General features: G+C 57.2%; 18 protein-coding genes. 7 read left to right on the top strand and 11 right to left on the bottom strand.

What is annotated here, in order from left to right:
- Positions 1-11 precede the first annotated feature (11 nt).
- Positions 12-1,631: a sigma-54-dependent Fis family transcriptional regulator gene (locus tag ACVDG4_RS06275; RefSeq protein ID WP_447234402.1), complete on the top strand. Its 1,620-nt coding sequence runs from the start codon at positions 12-14 to the stop codon at positions 1,629-1,631.
- A 94-nt stretch (positions 1,632-1,725) separates the two neighbouring features.
- Complete coding sequence (locus ACVDG4_RS06270) at positions 1,726-3,186, top strand: serine/threonine-protein kinase (protein WP_447234401.1); 1,461 nt, start codon at positions 1,726-1,728, stop codon at positions 3,184-3,186.
- 13 nt (positions 3,187-3,199) lie between these two features.
- Here ACVDG4_RS06270 and ACVDG4_RS06265 read toward each other — a convergent pair whose 3' ends face one another.
- Positions 3,200-3,973 (bottom strand): MinD/ParA family ATP-binding protein, encoded by a 774-nt coding sequence (locus tag ACVDG4_RS06265; RefSeq protein ID WP_133950687.1) that lies wholly within the window; start codon positions 3,971-3,973, stop codon positions 3,200-3,202.
- 26 nt (positions 3,974-3,999) lie between these two features.
- Positions 4,000-4,425, bottom strand: coding sequence for a hypothetical protein (locus ACVDG4_RS06260; protein WP_133950685.1), 426 nt, complete (start codon positions 4,423-4,425; stop codon positions 4,000-4,002).
- A gap of 149 nt (positions 4,426-4,574) precedes the next feature.
- Here ACVDG4_RS06260 and ACVDG4_RS06255 point away from each other — a divergent pair, with 149 nt between their 5' ends.
- Together ACVDG4_RS06255 and ACVDG4_RS06250 are read left to right on the top strand one after the other, a co-directional pair.
- Positions 4,575-5,201 (top strand): LysE family translocator, encoded by a 627-nt coding sequence (locus tag ACVDG4_RS06255; RefSeq protein ID WP_447234400.1) that lies wholly within the window; start codon positions 4,575-4,577, stop codon positions 5,199-5,201.
- 158 nt (positions 5,202-5,359) lie between these two features.
- Entirely contained in the window at positions 5,360-6,160 is an 801-nt protein-coding gene (locus ACVDG4_RS06250) for a hypothetical protein (protein ID WP_447234399.1), read from the top strand.
- Positions 6,161-6,251: 91 nt separating this feature from the next.
- Here the strand turns inward: ACVDG4_RS06250 and metG are convergent, their stop codons facing one another.
- The 3 genes from metG to ACVDG4_RS06235 form a co-directional block, all read right to left on the bottom strand.
- Entirely contained in the window at positions 6,252-7,772 is a 1,521-nt protein-coding gene (metG, locus tag ACVDG4_RS06245; RefSeq protein ID WP_447234398.1) for a methionine--tRNA ligase, read from the bottom strand.
- A 343-nt stretch (positions 7,773-8,115) separates the two neighbouring features.
- Positions 8,116-9,111, bottom strand: coding sequence for a YeiH family protein (locus tag ACVDG4_RS06240; RefSeq protein ID WP_447234397.1), 996 nt, complete (start codon positions 9,109-9,111; stop codon positions 8,116-8,118).
- A 15-nt stretch (positions 9,112-9,126) separates the two neighbouring features.
- Positions 9,127-10,389 carry a cytochrome-c peroxidase gene (locus tag ACVDG4_RS06235; RefSeq protein ID WP_447234396.1) on the bottom strand — a complete coding sequence of 421 codons (1,263 nt, stop codon included), beginning with the start codon at positions 10,387-10,389 and terminating at the stop codon, positions 9,127-9,129.
- Between the two features lie 57 nt (positions 10,390-10,446).
- Here ACVDG4_RS06235 and ACVDG4_RS06230 point away from each other — a divergent pair, with 57 nt between their 5' ends.
- Positions 10,447-10,941, top strand: a complete 495-nt coding sequence (locus ACVDG4_RS06230; protein WP_040451787.1) for a tetratricopeptide repeat protein — start codon at positions 10,447-10,449, stop codon at positions 10,939-10,941.
- Between the two features lie 94 nt (positions 10,942-11,035).
- Here ACVDG4_RS06230 and ACVDG4_RS06225 read toward each other — a convergent pair whose 3' ends face one another.
- The 6 genes from ACVDG4_RS06225 to ACVDG4_RS06200 form a co-directional block, all read right to left on the bottom strand.
- Positions 11,036-12,094 carry a TRAP transporter substrate-binding protein gene (locus ACVDG4_RS06225; RefSeq protein WP_133950671.1) on the bottom strand — a complete coding sequence of 353 codons (1,059 nt, stop codon included), beginning with the start codon at positions 12,092-12,094 and terminating at the stop codon, positions 11,036-11,038.
- A gap of 27 nt (positions 12,095-12,121) precedes the next feature.
- Entirely contained in the window at positions 12,122-13,411 is a 1,290-nt protein-coding gene (locus ACVDG4_RS06220) for a TRAP transporter large permease (protein WP_409690891.1), read from the bottom strand.
- Positions 13,411-14,001 carry a TRAP transporter small permease gene (locus ACVDG4_RS06215; RefSeq protein ID WP_133950667.1) on the bottom strand — a complete coding sequence of 197 codons (591 nt, stop codon included), beginning with the start codon at positions 13,999-14,001 and terminating at the stop codon, positions 13,411-13,413. The genes ACVDG4_RS06220 and ACVDG4_RS06215 overlap by 1 nt, the downstream gene beginning before the upstream one ends.
- Positions 14,002-14,075: 74 nt before the next feature.
- Entirely contained in the window at positions 14,076-14,591 is a 516-nt protein-coding gene (locus ACVDG4_RS06210; protein WP_133950665.1) for a flavin reductase family protein, read from the bottom strand.
- The gene (locus ACVDG4_RS06205) at positions 14,591-15,481 is read right to left on the bottom strand and encodes an aldo/keto reductase (RefSeq protein WP_447234395.1); all 891 of its coding nucleotides are present in this window, start codon (positions 15,479-15,481) and stop codon (positions 14,591-14,593) included. The genes ACVDG4_RS06210 and ACVDG4_RS06205 overlap by 1 nt, the downstream gene beginning before the upstream one ends.
- Complete coding sequence (locus tag ACVDG4_RS06200) at positions 15,481-16,635, bottom strand: LLM class flavin-dependent oxidoreductase (RefSeq protein WP_447234394.1); 1,155 nt, start codon at positions 16,633-16,635, stop codon at positions 15,481-15,483. The genes ACVDG4_RS06205 and ACVDG4_RS06200 overlap by 1 nt, the downstream gene beginning before the upstream one ends.
- A 146-nt stretch (positions 16,636-16,781) precedes the next feature.
- Between ACVDG4_RS06200 and ACVDG4_RS06195 the strand changes: the two genes are divergently transcribed.
- Both ACVDG4_RS06195 and ACVDG4_RS06190 read left to right on the top strand, forming a co-directional pair.
- Entirely contained in the window at positions 16,782-17,492 is a 711-nt protein-coding gene (locus ACVDG4_RS06195) for a GntR family transcriptional regulator (protein WP_447234393.1), read from the top strand.
- 38 nt (positions 17,493-17,530) lie between these two features.
- A complete protein-coding gene (locus tag ACVDG4_RS06190; protein WP_447234392.1) occupies positions 17,531-18,655 on the top strand; it encodes a Gfo/Idh/MocA family protein in 1,125 nt (374 codons plus the stop codon).
- Positions 18,656-18,896: the final 241 nt, after the last annotated feature.

Raw genomic sequence — 18,896 nt, 5'->3', positions numbered from 1 at the left:
GCGGAAACCGAATGATACTCGATGACCTGTTGGATTTGACTGAGGCGCTGGCGGGAGCCGAGCAGGTGGAAACTGTTCTGGAGCTCGTGCTGGATTCGGCGCTCAAGATCTCGCGCGCAGAGGGCGGGTCGATCTATACCCTCGACACACTGGGTCAGCATTTGCACCGCACGGCGTCCCGTTATCATGGTGTTGTCGCCACTGCGGCAACAGGCGAGCGTGTTTCCATATACGGTGATGACATGATGCCGAACCTGCAGGCTCCAGCTGCGCTCGTCGTCTCCACCGGTACAGTGATCAACATCGCTGACATCACCTCAGCGGTCGGATACGACTTTTCCCGCATCGAGGAAGATGACCGGCTGTGTGGAACCAAAACACAGTCCTTGGTCATTGTGCCGATGACGGTTCTAAGGGACAGGTCCATCGGGATCTTGCAGCTGATCAACCCACGCAATGCAGAGGGCCAAGCCGGGGCTATCGGCGACGAAGTTCTGAAGCAGCTCAAAGCACTGTCCATTCATGCGGGGATCTGCATTTGGAACACCCGCATGCATGAGGAAAACACGCGCCTCAAGAAACAGTTCGATCGCTATATGAAGGAGCTGCCGCGCCAGCTGACGAAAGACAAGGCGCAGCCGGCTCCGGTCAAAAAGCAAAAGCCACAAGGGCTCGTCGGTGACAGCCCGCCGATCGAAAAGGCCATCAACCTGATCGGCAAGGCGGCCAATTCCGATGTCCCGATCTTGGTTCGCGGGGAAACCGGGACCGGCAAGGAAATGATGGCAAGTTTCATCCATCAGTCCAGTGACCGGTCTGACCAGGCATTTGTCGTGCAGAACTGCGCGGCGCTCCCCGAAGCGCTTCTTGAAAGTGAGCTTTTCGGGCATGTCAAAGGCGCGTTTACCGGCGCGCAGACGGATAAAGCAGGCCTCGCACATGAGGCACACAAGGGCACGCTGTTCCTCGATGAAATCGGTGACATGCCACTTGCTCTACAGGCGAAGGTCCTGCGTTTGCTGCAAGAGGGCGAAGTCCGCCGGGTTGGAGCGACAAAAACCGAACATGTCGATGTCAGAATCGTCGGGGCGACAAACGTCAATCTGGAAGAAAAAATCGCGGAAGGCGAGTTCCGGAAGGATCTGTTTTACCGCCTGAACGTCTTTCCGATCAGTTTGCCGCCTTTGCGGGAACGTCCTTCTGACATTCCGAAACTCATTGATCATTTCCTGAAAAAAGGCGCTGCCAAAGCGGGAACGGCCGTACCGATCGTGTCAGCCGATGCGCTTGATGCGCTGTTGTGCTGGAGCTATCCCGGCAATGTCCGCGAACTAAAGAACATTTTGGACCGGGCCCGCTTGATGGCAGAAGCCGGTTATCCCATTCAGCTGGAGCACCTGCCGCTGGAGCTGACGGGGCCCATGAATGGCGGTGCAGCGCCGATGCCGAGCGGGATTCCGGAGGGGGATTTGAAAACCATTGTTGGCCAGTATGAAGCACTGGTCATCGAGGCAAAAATGCGGGAAGCTGGTTGGAATAAAACCAATGCGGCGCGTTTACTGAAAGTAAGCAGGCGCACCATTATTGAAAAGCTGAACCGCTACAACATCACCCGTCCGGCTGGCTTCTGACAGTGGTCGGGCCATCAGGAGACACCGCAGTCTGAAACTCTTTGGGTTTAGCGCGAAAAAACAGGATGCCACTGGTGAAGGTCCCGATTCACTGGTGAAAGCCTTTGTGTCCGGCCGTTTGTCCTACGATGCCCTTCTTCACGGGTTGAAGGAGGTGTTTCATCGCTCCGATTCACACGCGGCTGACGTTCATGCGACCCTTGGAGAGGCTGTTGAAAGCGGGCGGCTGCCCAACGACCTTGCCCAAATAATACGGACACAACTGCCCCCAGGCGGCGGATCAAACGAGCCCGACGGACCGGCAGCGCCCTCAGACACGGCTGCAATCGCGAGCGGAACCGTGGACCCAGCGGTCGAAGACGATCTGGATGAGCCGACCATCCCCAATGGCGTGGTCGGTCGGGCGTCTTCAGCGGCTCAGTCAAAGCCTCCAGGTCAATCGCCTTACCTGCCTCCCTTGCCGTATCTGACTGAACCACCCGCTCAGGCGGGCGATGACATGCGTAACAAGGTCGATGATGTTGTCCTCGGGTCGATCGTTGACGGTTTCAAGGATTTCCGGAAAGCCCGGACCAGCGGCAGCGATCAAACCGCTGGCGAAGCGCAATCGGGGAAACTCGACCAGTTTCTGACAGGCTACAAAAGTGCGCGCCTGCGCACGAATGCCCGTAAGGCGGCAGCCGGTCAGTCAGGAGGGGCGGCCGATCTGAACTCGCTCGCGGGCGCCGGAGCAGAGCGGGCGGGCGTGGGGACACTACTGCGCGACCGGTTTGTGCTCGACCGGGAGGTCGGCCGCGGTGCCATGGGCGTCGTTTATGCCGCCGTTGACCGGCGCCGCCTTGAGGCCGGGCATGACGAGCCGTATGTGGCGCTGAAACTTCTGACCGATGAGATCCGGTCCGACACGGGCGCCTTGCGCCAGCTGGAGGCGGAGGCCCGCAAGGCGCAGGCGCTCGCGCATCCAAATATTGCAACGATCTATGATTTCGACCGGGACGGCGGTGAGGTCTTTATCGTGATGGAACTGTTGCGCGGGACCACGCTGGATCGGAAGCTTTCCGCAGCGCTGGGCCATTCGCTGCCCGCCAAAGAAGCCTTGCCAATCCTGCAAGGGATCTGCGACGGTCTTATCTATGCCCACAGCCAGAATGTCGTCCATTCCGACTTGAAGCCGGGGAACATCTTTGTTCTCGATAACAATGTGGTCAAATTGCTCGACTTCGGTCTCGCAGCCGTTACGACGGCTGATATGGCCGACAATGGGCTCGGCAGTGCCTTGACCGCTTCCTACGCAAGTCCGGAAATGTTTCAAAAGGCACCGCGGGATCCGCGCGATGATGTGTTCGCGCTTGGCTGCATCGCCTATCAGGTTCTTGCGGGTCGCCATCCGTTCTCATTGAAGGGCTCGGATCAGGCTGCCCGGGAAAACATGGTGCCTGAGCCTCTGGAAGGGCTGGATGCCGACGTATGGCAGGCCCTTGCAAAAGCCTTGGCATTCAAGCGGGAAGACCGGCTAGCGGATGTCCGTACGTTCCGAGCTGCACTCTTCGATTAAACCATCAAGTGGATCATTCGATTGAGTCCGCAATCGTCTCGATCGACCGGGTGAATGCATGGTCCGGGTGCAGAGTGCGGATGAGGCCGGTGCTGCCGATCTGGATCAGGTCGGTCGAGAGCGGCAGGACCGCTGCAACAGGCGTCCGGTAATTTGAGAAGATCCGCTGGGATAGATCCTGGAAGTCGAAGGTTTCCAGGGCCTTATTGACCACCAAAAACAACTGCGGCACTTCCAGCTTGCGGGCAAGCTCCAGCGTCACCGCTGTCCCCTGATAGTCCTGAATATCTGGCCGCAAGATCAACAATAGCGTGTCGGAGATCGCGATCGACAGCAGGGTCTCTTCGTTTACGCCCGGATGGGTGTCGATCAGAAGGTAATCGAGATCCATGGTATCGCAGAATTCCATGAACCCGCGATTGAGGGCTTCCACATCATACATCTCCTTCACGATCCGCGCGATGTCCCCGGTCTTGATCGATGAGGGAATGAAGAAGACCTTGCCCGGCCCGGTGATCGACGGCTCCCCGTCCGGGCCTTTGACACCGTCTGTAATGTCCAGAACGGTGTCCTTGATACCGCAGTAGCCCCACAAGTAGTTGTTGAGCGTATGCGTCACCGTGTTCAGGTCGACATGAAAGAGCGTGTGAATGCCCGGCGACTGAATATCCGTGTCCACGATCCCGACCTTGTGGCCGCGCAGGGCAAGGCTCGCAGCGATGTTCGCTGTCACGTTCGATTTGCCGGTGCCGCCGCGATAGGAATGGGTGGAAATGATTTTGGTCACAGGAATTCTTTCAGTCTAAAGAAGCCTCAAGGCTGCTTTTTATACTTTGATCTCATCGACTTTGCGCGGGCCTGAAGCGTGCGGAAGTAGTCGGTATCAGCGACTTTTTCTACCTCCATCTTGGCTTCTTGTTCGTCATAGGCGACTTCGAATTTGTCGAGGCGGACTTTCAGTTCCTGGTTTTCTTTCCGGAGCTGAGCTTCGGCGAGTTCCAGTTTACGCCGTGTTTCGGTCAAGTCCTCAATAAGCTGGCCGGAATGGAATTCTCTGGCCTCGACCTGCACCACCATGCTGGAAAACGTTTCGGCAAGCGCTCGGATGCTTTCCGGCACTTGTTTATCCGTGATGATGTCAAAGAGGCCATCCACATCATCATAGCGGCCGTTCGCGATTGCTTCGCACGTCTTTGCGAGGCTTGCGATGGCTGGCTGCATGGCGTCCGGTGAGCTCAAAAAACCTCCTGAAGATCGGCGGGTACTGGACCGTCGCCCTTGAATACACCAACACACGGGGGACCCAAAGGCAAAACTGTCTTTGTTTTCCCTGACCTTGACCGGTGAAGTTTAACCGGCGAAAGGTGAACGAACGATTGGAGACCCAAATGATTCCGGTAGATGTCATTGGTGTATTTTTGGTCGCGGCCATTGCCTTGGGGCTCGCGCCGGGGCCCGACAATATCTTTGTTCTGACCCAATCAGCCCTTTACGGACGGCTTGCCGGCCTGGTCGTGACGTTGGGGCTGTGCACAGGTCTCATCTTTCACAGCGCGGCCGTCGCATTGGGTGTCGCCGCGATCTTTCAGACCTCTGCTCTTGCCTTTACACTGCTCAAGTTCGCAGGGGCTGCCTACCTCGTTTATCTGGCAGTGCAAGCATTCCGAGCCGGTAGCAGCAAAATCAACGGGAACAGTGCCCCGGAGATGTCTCTGCCGGCGCTCTATGTGCGGGGCATCATCATGAACGTGACCAATCCCAAAGTCGCGATTTTCTTTCTGGCGTTTCTGCCGCAGTTTGCAGACCCTGCGCGCGGCTCTGTACCGCTTCAGATCCTCATGTTCGGCGGGCTCTTTATCATTGCCACGATCCTCGTTTTTGGCGGCGTTGCACTGGGAGCCGGCTCTCTTGGAGGATGTTTGAAACGCTCCCCATCAGCCCAAGTCTGGCTCAACCGGTTGGCGGGTGTCGTCTTCGTCGGCCTTGCCGTCCGGCTGGCAATTGCCGAGCGCTGAGGCTGTGCGATTGTTGTTCGCTTGGAGCTTCCATGAGTTTATCAACATCAAGTTGTAGAATGCTGCGGCTTTTTACACTGCATTAACCATAATGCGCGCACAACTGTAGGATGAAATCCGAAGGTGGCCTTCGGCAAATCCAAATGGCGTGTCAGCTCATGAAGACCAGTGTAATTGCAATTCTTTCCGCCTTTACGGCCGCCGGTTCTGCCCTGGCTGCGGATCCTTTTCCATATGATCCAGGCATGTCAGGCGAGGTCTACACCGCATCGACGCTGCGAGGCTCCATCGGGCTTCGTTATTGGTACAGCCACGGGTCAAATGAGTTTAATGGGGCCCTGGGTACGGCCAACGCTCAGAACGTGACTGGCCATACTGCCGAAGTGTTTGGTGTTCTGGAGGATATTTCGACCCGAACCTCCGCCAAGGCAATGCTCGGTCTTGGTAAGAACGCCAAGGGGGATCAAACCTGGGTCGGGTTGGAGTCCAACGACTGGAACACAACCAATCTTGGATATGTCCTGCTCGACGGCGGTTGGGAAGTCGCCAAATTTGCTGGAGGTAAGGGACGTATCAAGGCGCTGGTCGGTTACCACTATCTCAGCGATAAGACGTCGGCGACTTATTTTGGAACGCAAACACGTAGTATGACCAATAAGTGGCATGCCCTTCGGCTCGGCGTTGCTGCCGATGGCGAGCTGAACGACAGGATAGGCTGGTCAGTTGATGCTGCGGCCGTGCCTTGGGCCTACAACCAGTTTGATGATGGTTTCAACACGCTTGAGAGCGAATACACCTACGGCTTTGAAGCCGACGCCGCATTGAACCTCGCACTGACCAGCAATTGGGACATTGGTATCGGCGGCCGGTATTGGTGGCTGCATTCCGAGTATGAACTCGACCAAAGCCAGACCTATCAGCGTTATGGCCTGCTGGTCGAGAGCAAATACAAGTTCTAGAAAGTCACTTTTCCGACCGTCCGGAAACCACTTGTTTTCAAGAAAAACGCCGGCCCGACAGGACCGGCGTTATTGTTTGGAAGCTTGAGCCTTACTGAACCCGGGGGAAGAGCGCATCGATCTCGCCGAGTTCTGTCCCGCCGGCCAGCTTGTCCAGCTCCGGTTTCCAAGGGCTCGCCGCTTCCGGGGCATTCAGCATGCCAAGCGCTCGGGTGGCCGAGCCCGGGATCACTTGGGTGAGCGCCTCGAACAGGATGCGCTGGCAGTCGAGCGTCACGTAAAGCACGGTCGCGCAGCGCTCGCGGGTCTCTTCATTCTTGAAAAGGGACCACGGAGCCTGCTGGTCGATATATTCGTTCATCGCGACGGCGGCATCGACGATATGCTGGGTGGCAGCCGGAATATCCTGCAGATTGATCCAGCCAGCGAACGCCTTGCCAGCCTCGACAACAGTCTGGCGCAGCGCCTCATCTTCGGCCGTCAGGGCGCCCGGCATCGGCACCTTGCCGTCGAAATTCTTGTTCGAGAATTTCGCAACTCGGGACAAGAGGTTGCCGATCTTGTTGCCAAGCTCTGAATTGTAAGCCTGGGTGATGAGATCGACCGAGATCTGGCTGTCGCTGTCCGCGCGCATGTGCCGGGCGAGGTACCAGCGCAGTGCGTCGACGCCGAGCTTGTCCATCACCTCGATCGGATCAACCACGTTGCCGATGGATTTCGACATCTTGACGCCGCCAGCGCCCACCCAGTGGCTGTGCACCGAGAGCTTCTTCGGCAACGGCAGATCAGCGGCCATCAGCATCAAGGGCCAGTAGACGCCATGCGGCTTCAGGATGTCCTTGCCGATCATGTGCTCGCATTCCGCCCACCAGTCCTGGTAGCCGTCTTCCGGCCAGCCGATGTTGGTCAGGTAGTTCGCAAGCGCGTCGAACCAGACATAAGTCACGAAATCCGGATCGAACGGCAGATCGACGCCCAGCGTGACGCGGGTTTTCGGCCGGGAGATACACAGATCCTCCAGCGGCTCGGCCAGCATCTTCTTCAGCTCGTTTTTGAACGGCTCCGGCTGAACGAAATCCGGGTTCTCGTCGATGTGCTTCAGGAGCTTTTCGCGGAACGGTTCCATTTTCAGGAAGTAGTTGGTTTCGTCCGTCTGCTCGACCTTCATGGTCGGGTGCAGCGGACACTGGCCGTCCTCGGTGAGATCGCTTTCCTTCTTGAACTCCTCGCAGCCCTTGCAGTAGGTGCCGGTGTACTGCTTCTTGACGATCAGGCCCTTGTCGAAGATGCGCTGTTCCATCTCCGCAACGGCTTTCTTGTGGCCCTCGCGGCTGGTGCGCACGAAATAGTCGAACTCGACGCCGAGCTGCTCAAACACATCGCGGAATTCCTTACAGCGCATGTCGAGATAGTCGGTCACAGGCATGCCGAGATCCTCGGCCGCTTCCTGGTTCTTCTGGCCGTGTTCGTCGACACCGGTGGAGAGCATCATCTCATACCCCAGCGCCTGACGGTTCCGCTTCAGGATATCAGCCATGATCGAGGTGAAGGCGTGGCCAATATGCGGGGATCCGTTGACGTAGTAGATCGGAGTGGTGATGTAGCTTTTCATCAACATGCTTTCGAAATTTCTAGGCAGGGGCCGGGGTGCCTTTTCGTTCAAGGACCGGCCAGAAAATCCGCCGTGAAGAGGTGCGAGCTATATTTCACACTCGCGCCCCCAAGAAAAGCCCCAGCGGGGCAAAAGCGGATGGGTGGTTGCTTAGGATATAGGGATTTGAGGCGGATGAAGCTAGGTGTAAACGCTACTCCGTCTGCCGTCCCGGCCTTGAGCCGGGACCCCTGCTTGTTTGAAACAAACGGCCCCGGCGCAAGGCCGGGGCGGCAAGGTTGGAGCGAGCCACCACAGGTTGGTCAGCTTGTCGCTATTCCTGATCCAGTTCTCGCCCGAAAGATCACCCGATTAACCAGATCCCGGCAAGCACGAACAGGGCAAGAAATACTGTTTGCGTGACCACCATCCAGATCGCCGGCCCGCCGACTTCCAGGAGTTTCGGAATGGAGGTTTTCATGCCGACAGCGGCGATCGCCGCCAGCAGCGCCCAGCGGGACACCTGACTTGCCCCATCCTTCACGATCTCCGGGATCAGTCCGAAGGAGTTGAAGGTTGCAAGGATCAGGAAAGCGACGACAAAAAGCGGCATCAGAGGCGGCCGGGCAGCTCCAGGTTCCGATACTTTGCGCAGGATAAGCGCTGCGATCAATACGATGGGGGCCAGCAGGGTGACCCGGATCAGCTTCACCAGCGTTGAGAGATCGCCGGTTTCTTCTGAAACGGAAAAGCCAGCGCCGACCACCTGTGCAACATCGTGAATGGTGCCGCCCAGGAAAACGCCCGTCGCATCCCGGTCGAGCCCGAGTGAGGCGGTCAGGATCGGATAGAAGATCATGGCGAGTGTGGACAGCACAGTCACGGTGATGACGGTAAACGCAAGGTCACGCTCGGCATGCTCACGTTTTGGTAAAATCGAACCGATGGCCATCGCAGCCGAAGCTCCGCAAATGGCGACCGCACCGCCAGACAGAAACGAAAACAAGCGGTCCTTGCCAAAGAGGTTTCCGATCAGAAGTGAAAAGCCGATGGTCGCCAGGACCCCCGCAACAACGAGAGCCAGAAACGGCAGTCCAAGCGCCTGAACCATATCAACACTGATCCGAACACCCAGCAAGGCAACCCCAATCCGCAACAGTGTGCGTGCAGAAAAGGCGATGCCGTCCGCTGTGCGTTTTTCCTCCGAGAGAAAATTCAGCGGCATTCCAAGAAGGATCGCCATCAACATCGCGGGCGCACCATAGTGCTCGTTCAAAAACTGCGCCGAGATCGCGACCAGGCCGGCAATCGCTATTCCCGGGAACAATTCGTGAGCCCGGTGTTTGATCTTGTCGATCATTTTTCGTCCTTGTTCTTATTTGTCGATCGGAAGACCGCTTGGAACGGAAGTTGGAATGCCGAAGGGCGGAAAAGCTACGGAATCTGAGCCTGTAAGCGCTTTCATGAAATCTACTATAGCATCAATTTCACTGTCAGAAAGGTCAATGGTCGCAACGTCGCGAAAAAGACTTTGGCGGGCCATTTCGCGGCTGTCCGACCAAACGACAAAATCAATGGCTTCCAACCAGGGAGCTGAGGGAAGGGCGGCAAGTTTTGGGTCCCATTTCGCCAGCATGCCGTTGGGATCAAGATGATGGCGTATGATCCCCTCCAGTGTTGGATAGGCGCCATTGTGCCCGTAAGGCGCTGTGAGCGCGACATTGCGCAGCATAGGCGTGCGGAACCGGTATGCGTCCTCCAGGCTGTCGCTTTCGGCCATGCGTCCCGTGTCCCGTACCATCGGGTCAAACCGGCGGGTCCGGCCCGGTCCGAAAGGCGGTAGCCCGAGTGCGTGGAACTTCTGGTCACTCAACAGACTTCCGGAATGACAGCTTGAACAGCCGGCTTTTCCGTAAAAAAGATCGAGACCCTGTATTTGTTTCGCCGAGAGCGCCTCTGTGTCTCCAGCCAGATAGCGGTCAAAGGGACTGTCGAAGCTCTTCCATTCGATTGCCTGAAAGGCGGCAAGAGCGTTGGCAATCTCAACGATCGTGACATCTTCGGCTGACTCAATATGGTCGAAAGCTTCGATAAACCTCTGACCATATTCAGGAATTACGCGCACTCGTTTGGCAAGGATCGGCCAGGCCGCATCGATCCGGTCATGAACCGCACCGGCAATCTCGTTCTCTTTCGGATTACCGGACATCTCGAACTGGGCTACCAGAGGAAACACGGCCTGGGCCGCAAGCAGCGAGTTGAAGCCTTCTGGCAGCCATTCTTCCGCGGGTGAATTGAAGCCGTTCTCATAGGTGTCGGCAATGGAAATACGGCCGTCGTGAAACAGGGTGTGAAGGTCTTTTGCGCCCAAATTCCAAAGGCCTGGCGCATTGCGCGGAATCCGTTTCTTAATCCGGCTGTCACCGGTTCCAGCCATGCGATCCGGACCGAGGCCTTCGCCGCCCTCGCCAATGCCGAGTGACAGGCCGTCGCCTGTTCCAAACTCTGGATGATGGCAGGTCGCGCAAGCAATATTCTTGTTGCCGGACAGGATCTTGTCGTAAAAGAGAAGTTGCCCGAGCGCGGCCTGTTTGTGATCAAAGATCAGAAAGTCAGATTGGGTCAGAGGCGCTGGCAATTCAGCCGCGGCAGTTGGCAATATGCAGGCGGACAAAAGCGAAGGAACGAGGATAACATGACGCCACTTCGATCTGCGGTTGCCGCACTTTGCATCCTTGTCAGCGCGGCAATGACCAGCCCCGCGCGTGCGGAGATCGAAGAAGCGCGCGATCTGATGGAATCCGGGAAATTCGAAGAAGCCAAGGATGCGCTTTGGCCAGCGGCCCGGTCCGGCAACGCTGACGCCGAAGAGCTGATCGGTGTCATGTATGCCATGGGCCTTGGCGTTGAGCGGGACGATCAAAGGGCGTTTGAATGGTACCTCAGAAGCGCCATGAAGGGGCATCCCGGCGCCCAGTCCGGTGTCGGCTGGTACTACGAGATCGGCCGGGGCATGCCGGCACCCGATCTGGTGCGGGCCTACATGTGGTACACACTGTCTGCCATCGGCGGCGATCCGGATGCGGCGATTTCGCTTGAAGAGGTGGTCAAGAAAATGACCGCGGAAGAGATCGAAAAAGCGCATATTCTTGTCGCCGACTACAAGGTCTGGATGTACCCGTTCCGCTGATTTTGATCAGGGAATGGCTTGGGAGACAAGGCCATCGCCAGATCAAAAAGATGGCAAGTTAAGAGCCCGGCAAATTGCCGGGCTCTATTTTATCTTAGTTCAGGTCTGCGTCGCGCGCGCCGTTCACGTCTGCCTCGGCAGCTGCCACGGCTTCTTCCAGAGCACCGAAGATTTCGCCGCCGCGGTCAACGTTTTCCTTGAACCAATCGAAGACCGGGCTTGCAGCTTCTTTGAAAGCTGCCTTTTCGGCCGGGGTTGGAACGTAAAGATCACCACCACCTGCGACAAAGTCTTCATAGGCCTGGATCGACTTGCGCTTCGGAGATGCAAAGGTTGCTTGTTGCAGGGCATAGAAGCCATCAACAACCACGCGGCGCATGTCTTCCGGCATGGAGAGGAACTTCTCGTTGTTCATCCACCACAGAGCGCCCATGTAGGCGTGTCCGTCGAGGGTGACGTATTGCAGGCCGGCATCTGGGAATTTCATGCCCATGATGTCGGTGATGCCGTTCTTTGAGCCTTCAACCACACCGGTCTGGAAGGAGGTGAACAGCTCCGGCCACGGGATCGGGGTCGGAGACGCACCGAGCGCTTTGACAAGAACCTGCGGCAGATCAGCAACGACAGTCCGGATCTTCAGGCCTTCCATGTCAGCAGGTGCCGCAATACGGCGCTTTGTGTTGGCGAAGTTCCGCCAGCCGCCGGTGTTGCCGATGGTCATCAGGCGGATCATGTTGTCACTGTCTTCCAGCGCCATGTTGCGCATGGTGCGTGTGAAGTCACCGGACAGGACGTGTTCTGCGATCCGGTCGTCGGACATCATGTATGGCAGGTCGAGAACCTGAACATACGGGAAGATGCCGGATGCGCCGCCGGATGTGGAGATGTAAATATCGATCGCACCGCCTGCAACGCCTTGCAGGCACTCTGCGCCGTTGGAGCACAGCTGCGTACCGATGAAGAGTTCTACCTCGATGGCGCCGTTCGAGGCGGCTTCCACGAAGTTCTTGAACACGACAAGACCATCATAGTCTTCATCGTTTTCATTGGAGTTTGCAGTGGCGCGCAATGTGTAGTCGGCCGCCGTAGCACTCAATGCGGACCCGGCGAGCATCGCCGCGACCGTCAAGGATTTAAGGGCAGATTTGAGCATTGAAGTCCTCCCTAGGTAAAGCTCAGATCAGTTGGCAAATCCGGTCAGACGCGGGATCGTCATCGAAAGTGCCGGAATGTAAGTGATCAAGAAGATCACTGCGATCTCCACCGCCAGAAACGGCAGAATAGCCTTGGATATCGTCTCCACCCGTTCCTTGGAGACAGATGCCGCAACAAACAGGACCAGCCCCATCGGAGGCGTTGCCAGACCGATGGTCAGGTTCACGCTCATGATGATGGCAAAATGGATCGGATCAACACCCAGTTCGAGAAAGATCGGTCCAAGGATAGGTCCAAGAATAATGATCGCCGGTCCGGCATCCAGAAACATGCCCACAATGAACAGAAGCAGGTTGATCAGGAACAACAAGAGCAGCGGGTTTTCGGTGAGGCTGAGCACAAAGTCAGCCATGATTTGCGGTGCGTAGCTGAGGCTGACAACCGTCTTGAAGGCCATGGCGGCTCCAACCAGCAGCAGCACAACGGCTGATGTGATGCCTGCCCGGTTCAAAACACCCGGAATTTCATGCGGCTTCAAGGTTCTGAGAACAAACAGCCCGATGAAGAGCGCGTATGCCACGGCAACCGCTGCAGCTTCCGTCGGTGTGAAGACACCGGCCAGAATGCCGCCAAGGATGATCACCGGGGTCAGAAGCGGGAAAAAGGCCTTGAGAGATGCCTGGCCGCGTTCGCTCCACGTCGACTTCCGCGAAGCTACGGGAAAATCATACTTGTCGGCCATGAACTTGACCATCAGCATAAGGCCGACGCCGACCATAACGCCAGGCACGATGCCGGCGAGGAACAGCGCTGCAACACTTTCGCCCATGACATAAGCATAGATGATCATGATGCCCGAGGGCGGAATGATCGGTCCGATCACCGAGGAGGCCGCTGTAATCGCAGCTGCGAATTTCCGGGTGTAGCCTTGTTTCTCCATGGCAGGGATCAGCATCGACCCGAGCGCAGAGGTGTCGGCAACCGCCGAGCCAGAGAGGCCGGCAAACAGCATCGACGATAGGATGTTGACGTGCGCCAGGCCGCCGCGCAGGTGCCCCATCAGTGCCTGGGAAAACTCCACCAGCCGCATGGTGATCCCGCCTTTGTTCATCAGCTCGCCTGCGAGCATGAAAAACGGAATCGCCATGAGAGGAAAAGAGTCCATCCCGTTGTAGACGTTACGGTAGAGAAGGGTGATGTCCCGCTCTTGACCGTTCAGCCACAACAACATGCCGGGTGCTGCGAGCAGTCCGAAAAAGACCGGCAGCCCGATCATCAGGAAAACGAGGAAGACGGGAAGAAACCAGATCAGCATCAGTCTGCCCCCGCCATGTCGATATCCGGAATGCCCGGAAGGTCATCCTTGCCACCGATCAAGGAAATCAGGCTGCGCAAGATGAGCTCAACATTGACCAGAGCGAGCAAGATGACGCCTACGAACATCGACATCATCATCCAGCTGCGCGGCACCCGGATCCACTCAGTCAATGTCAAATTGCCCGGAACGTAGAGAGAGGCGGTCGCGAATTTTCCACCAAAACCGGTCACTTCAGCGTAGCCAATTTGAACCGCGACGATCAGCACCACGAACGAGACACACAGTAGGAAAAGGGACAGAACGCTTGCCAGGATTTTCGGCAGCATGATCACCAGCGTGTCGATGGCCACAAATCCACCGCGCCGGAAGGCGGTCGGTGCCATCAAACCGGTCATCCAGAGCATGCAAAAGCGCGCGGCCTCATCAGGCCAGGGGAGGGCATTGTTGAACCCATAACGGGCCACGACCTGTATCAGGATCGCAACCACCATCAACGCAACGGCGACGACGCCGATCCCTCGTCCGATCCGCAAAAGATGCGAATTGACGAAGGCAAGCGGTTTCAAAACCGCCAGCAATGCCCCCATACGGGCTCCTCCCTGGTACGTCCATTATGGCGGGGGCGGTGTTCGTCCCGGCCTTTGCTTATCTTTGCACGCTCTTACTTTGGCGCGATTTGTCCGAGTTTGCCGGAAAAAAATGTCAGCGCATCCCCGGTGCGCATCTCAGCCTGCATCACTTGGCCTAGAACAATCAAATGATCGCCACCCTCGTAGGCCGCGAACCGCTTGCATTCGAAGCGCGCCAGGCAGTTCTCGATCAGCGGTACGTTGTTCTCGCAAAGCTGGTATGTCAGCTGATCAAAAGCATGTGCGTTCTTGACGAACCCGTTGCAGATCTCCGCCTGCTCGTGGCTCAGAACATGGATTGCATAGCGTTCGGCTTGCTCAAAGTAGCGGAACCGGCGCGAGCCCTTGTCCGGCATCCAGAGGACGAGCGGCGGGTCCATGGAGACGGAAGAAAAGCTGTTGGCGGTGATCCCGACCGGGCCGTCTTCGGAATGGGTGGTCACAACAGTAACGCCGGTCGCAAATCGGCCAAAGGCATCCCGCAAGAGCCGGGAGTTTTCAGAATGCGGCGCGAACGTCACGGTGTGATCTGCATTTTGCATTGTCATCAGGGAACCTCGTTTCCAAGGGCTGCCTCGTAGAGGCGGTACCAGGTTTCGCGGTCAAGTTTGACTTTGAGCGCGTCCGAGATTTTCCCGATACGCTCCAGATTGTTGGTGCCCATGACCGGCATGAGGTGTGCCGGATGCGCCAAAAGGAACGCAACAGCAACTGCTGAGCGGTCAACACCGAAGGAACTCGCGATTTCGTCCATCACGGACCCGAGCTTGCCGCCTTCCGAAATCAGCGATCCGCCACCAAGCGGGGACCAGGCCATCAGTTTTGTGCCGAGCCGCTGATGGAATGCGAGATCGCCATTGGTGAACGGAGAAATCTCCTTAAGGGAGATCTCGATCTGGTTGGTCACCAGCGTGTTGGACATGGCGGATTGAAGAAGTTCCCAGTCCCACGGACGGAAATTGGAAACGCCGATGTTTTTCACCTTGCCAGACTTCACCAGGTCATCCAGCGCGGCACCGGTTTCATTGTGATCCATGAACGGATCCGGGCGGTGAATCAGAAGAAGGTCTACCGTCTCGATGGCCATTTCGGTGAGAGAAATCTCGACCGATTTCTCAATATGTGCCCGCGACGTGTCGTAGTACTTCACCTTGGCATCGGCATACCGGCCACACGGAGCGACGATGTCACACTTGGTGACGATTTCCATTTTGCCGCGCAGGGACGGATTGGCTTTCATCGCGCCGCCCAGCACAGCCTCGGCGCCGTAATCGCCGTAGATATCCGCCTGATCGAAGGTTGTGATGCCCTGATCAAGACAGGATTGGATTTTCCGCTCCACATGCGCCGGGGATGTGTCCGCATCATCGCCGAGCCGCCACATGCCATAGATGAGGCGGGAAAATTCAAGCGTGTCGTTAAGTTTGACGCGATCCATTAGCGGCGGACTCCATTGCCGAGCGGTGTTGCAGGGGTTTCGGCCGGAACGCGGCCGTAAGCTTCGGGAAGCGAGCAGGTCTTCAGGTTCGGCATGACGCGGGTGCCGAAGTGCTTGGCTTCTTCCTCATGCGGGTAGCCGGAGAAGATGAATGCGCGGATACCCATTTTCTGATAAGCCTCGATCTTGGACATCACCTGATCGGTGGAACCGACAAGCGCCGCACCACAACCGGAGCGCGCCCGGCCGACACCGGTCCAAAGGTTCGGCTCGATGTAACCGAACTCGTCCGCGATCTCGCGGTTCTTGGATTGGTGGCTCACGCCCAGAGACTTTGCGTCGAGCGCGCGTTCGCGGATGGCGGTACCTTTGTCATCGTCCAGCTTGGAAACGATATAGTCGGCGTATTCCTGTGCTTCCTTTTCGGTGTCGCGCACGATCATGTGGACGCGCAGACCGTAGTCGAGAGTGCGATCGTATTTCTCGGCGACGGCATGAACAGCCTTCATGCGGCCTTCCAGCTCTTCAATCTTTTCCGGCCACATCAGGTAGACATCACAGTGCTGGCCGCACAGGTCCAAAGCGTCTGGCGAATAACCGCCAAAATAAAGCAGGGGGCCGCCGGTCTGGTAAGGCCGGGCCGGATCCGTGGTCAGGCCTTTGAAATTGTAGATCTGACCCTCGTAGTTGATCTCGTCCTGCGTCCAGGCCTGCTTGAGGATTTCAACCACTTCGCGGGACCGTTGATAGCGGTAGCCGCTGTCGGCTTCTTCGCCCGGGAAGTTGGAGGAGATGATGTTGACCGTCAGCCGGCCTTCCAGCATGTGGTCGAGCGTCGCGATGGTCCGCGCCAGCATGATCGGCTGCATTTCGCCACAGCGGACAGCCGCCAACAGGTTGATCTTGTCGGTAATCGGCGCGCAGCCGGCGACGAAACTCAAGGTGTCCTGTCCGACCTGATAGGAGGACGGGCAAAGAATGTTCCGGAAGCCCTGGGCCTCGGCTGTTTTGACGATCGAGGAACAGTGCTCCCATGAGGACCGGAGATGGCCTTCCGGCACGCCGAGGAACTGATAGTCGTCCGAGCACAGCGCCGCAAACCAGGACACTTCAGCTGCATCTAGGTCCGGCGAAGTTACGGGAACAACGGTCATCTAAGGCTCTCCTCCCCAAATTTTTTTGGGCATTTCGTTTGTTTTCGAAGGCCTTCATTTGGGCCTTCACTTTTTCCTTGCTTATCACCCGTCTTGATGTAAATCAATAGTGTATCAATTTTCGAAAGACAGATCGCCGCACCGCAATGCCAACCACCTCGCAGACCTCAAATGCCCTGCCTCTTTATGTCCAGATAAGTGAGCTTCTCATTCGGGATATTGCGGCCGGCCGCCTTCTTGACGGAGAGCGTTTGCCGCCGGAACGGGACATGGCCGAAGAGCTTGGGATCTCGATCGGTACGCTGCGAAAAGCGCTGGCTGATCTTACGGAAAAAGGCCTATTGGAACGGATCCAGGGCTCGGGAAACTACATACGTCAGGGCGGATCAAACGAAAGCGTCTACGCGATGTTCCGTCTGGAGCTGCTGTCGGGCGGTGGGCTGCCCAAGGCAGACATTCTTGAGGTCGATCGCGTATCCAAGCCGGAAGATCTGCCGGCATTCGGCACGAGCCGTGAGGGCACGCGCATCCGCCGTCTGCGCTACCTCAACGAAACAATCATCGCGGTTGAGGAAATCTGGCTGGATGGGGATTGCGGTTTTGTCCGCAAAGACCAGCTCTCAGATTCGCTTTACCGTTTCTATCAAAAGCAGCTTGGCTTTTGGATTGTTCGCGCTGAAGACAGGGTAACGATCAAGGCCGTGCCGGACTGGGCGCCAGAGGTTTTTACCAAGGCGCCCGGCACTCTCACAGGATACATCGAACGGTTCAGCTGGGCGGACAAGCCCGAGCCTGTCGAGTTTTCGCGCACCTGGTTCGATACTGACAGGGCGCATTACGTTCAAAGACTGAAATAGGCGGGCGCGAAACGATCCGCCGACTTAAGGAGAGCCAAATGCCTGCAAAGGTGAAATACGGTGTCATCGGCTGTGGCATGATGGGTCAGGAGCACTTGCGCAACATCGCGCTGCTGCCGGACACCGAAGTGGTGGTTATTTTCGAACCGGATGCCGGGATGGCGGAGCAAGCCGCCCGGTTTGCGCCGCATGCCAAGTTCGTTGATTCCGTCGACGCTGTTTTGAGTGTTGATGAGCTGGATTGCATCCTGATCGCCAGTCCCAACCACTGCCATGTGCCGCAGATGGAGGAAATCCGTCAGAAAAGGCCGCTGCCGTTGCTGGTTGAAAAGCCGCTGTTCACCGACCCGAAGGATATTGCAGCGCTCGAGGCCTTCAAGGCATCGTATCCAGCCCCGGTCTGGGTCGCGATGGAATACCGGTACATGCCGCCGATCGCAGCCCTGATCGAACAGGCAGAAACGGCGACGGGCGGCATCAAGATGCTGACCATCCGCGAGCATCGCTTTCCGTTTTTAGACAAGGTCGGATCCTGGAACCGGTTCAACCGTTATTCCGGCGGGACCTTTGTCGAAAAATGCTGTCACTTTTTCGATCTTATGCGGCTGATCATCAAGAGCGAACCTGTCCGTGTGATGGCCTCAGCGGGGCAGGACGCCAACCACAAAGAAGAGCTCTATGATGGCGAAACGCCGGACATCCTCGACAACGGGTATGTGATCGTTGATTTCGAAAACGGCGCCCGCGCAATGCTGGAACTGTGCATGTTCGCAGAAGGCTCCCGTTACCAGGAGGAAGTGTCTGCGGTCGGGCCTGCTGGCAAGATTGAAGCCTTGGTCCCGGGGCCGGGCCGGTTTTGGCCACGAGATTTGGGCGAGCCGCCCGTTCCCCAACTGATCGTGTCGCCCCGCAATCCAAAAGGACCGCGCCAGATCGACATTCCTGTTGATCCGACCATCCTGGACGCCGGCGACCACAACGGCTCGACCTTCTATCAGCACCAGCATTTTGTAGCTGTCGTTCGCGGCGAAAAGACCGACGTGGAAGTCTCTTTGGAAGATGGACGCAAAGCCGTCGAGATGGGGCTTGCCGCCCAGCAGTCCGCGCGCACCGGTCAGGCCGTTGCTGTCATCGGACGGGCTGTATCTTCCATGGCGTGCTGAAGTCGGTTGGCTGAATGCCATGGTCTTCCCACGCGAAGGACCTCATTCCGCCTGAAATTGTGTTTGTTCGGTCCCGGCCTTGAGCCGGGACCATTTGATTTTTGGCCGGGGCGGCTACTACCAAAACATCTGAAAAAAGCGCGCCGGTACTTTTTAATGAAGAATTTCAAAGATCACGGCTGACCCTGCTGTGAAAATGCCATAACGTTCAGGCTAAGGTATTGAGAACCCGCCGGAAGAA

Source organism: Roseibium sp. MB-4, assembly GCF_053005265.1.
Note: the sequence above shows the minus strand (reverse complement) of the source record. Positions and strands in the feature narration are given on the sequence as shown.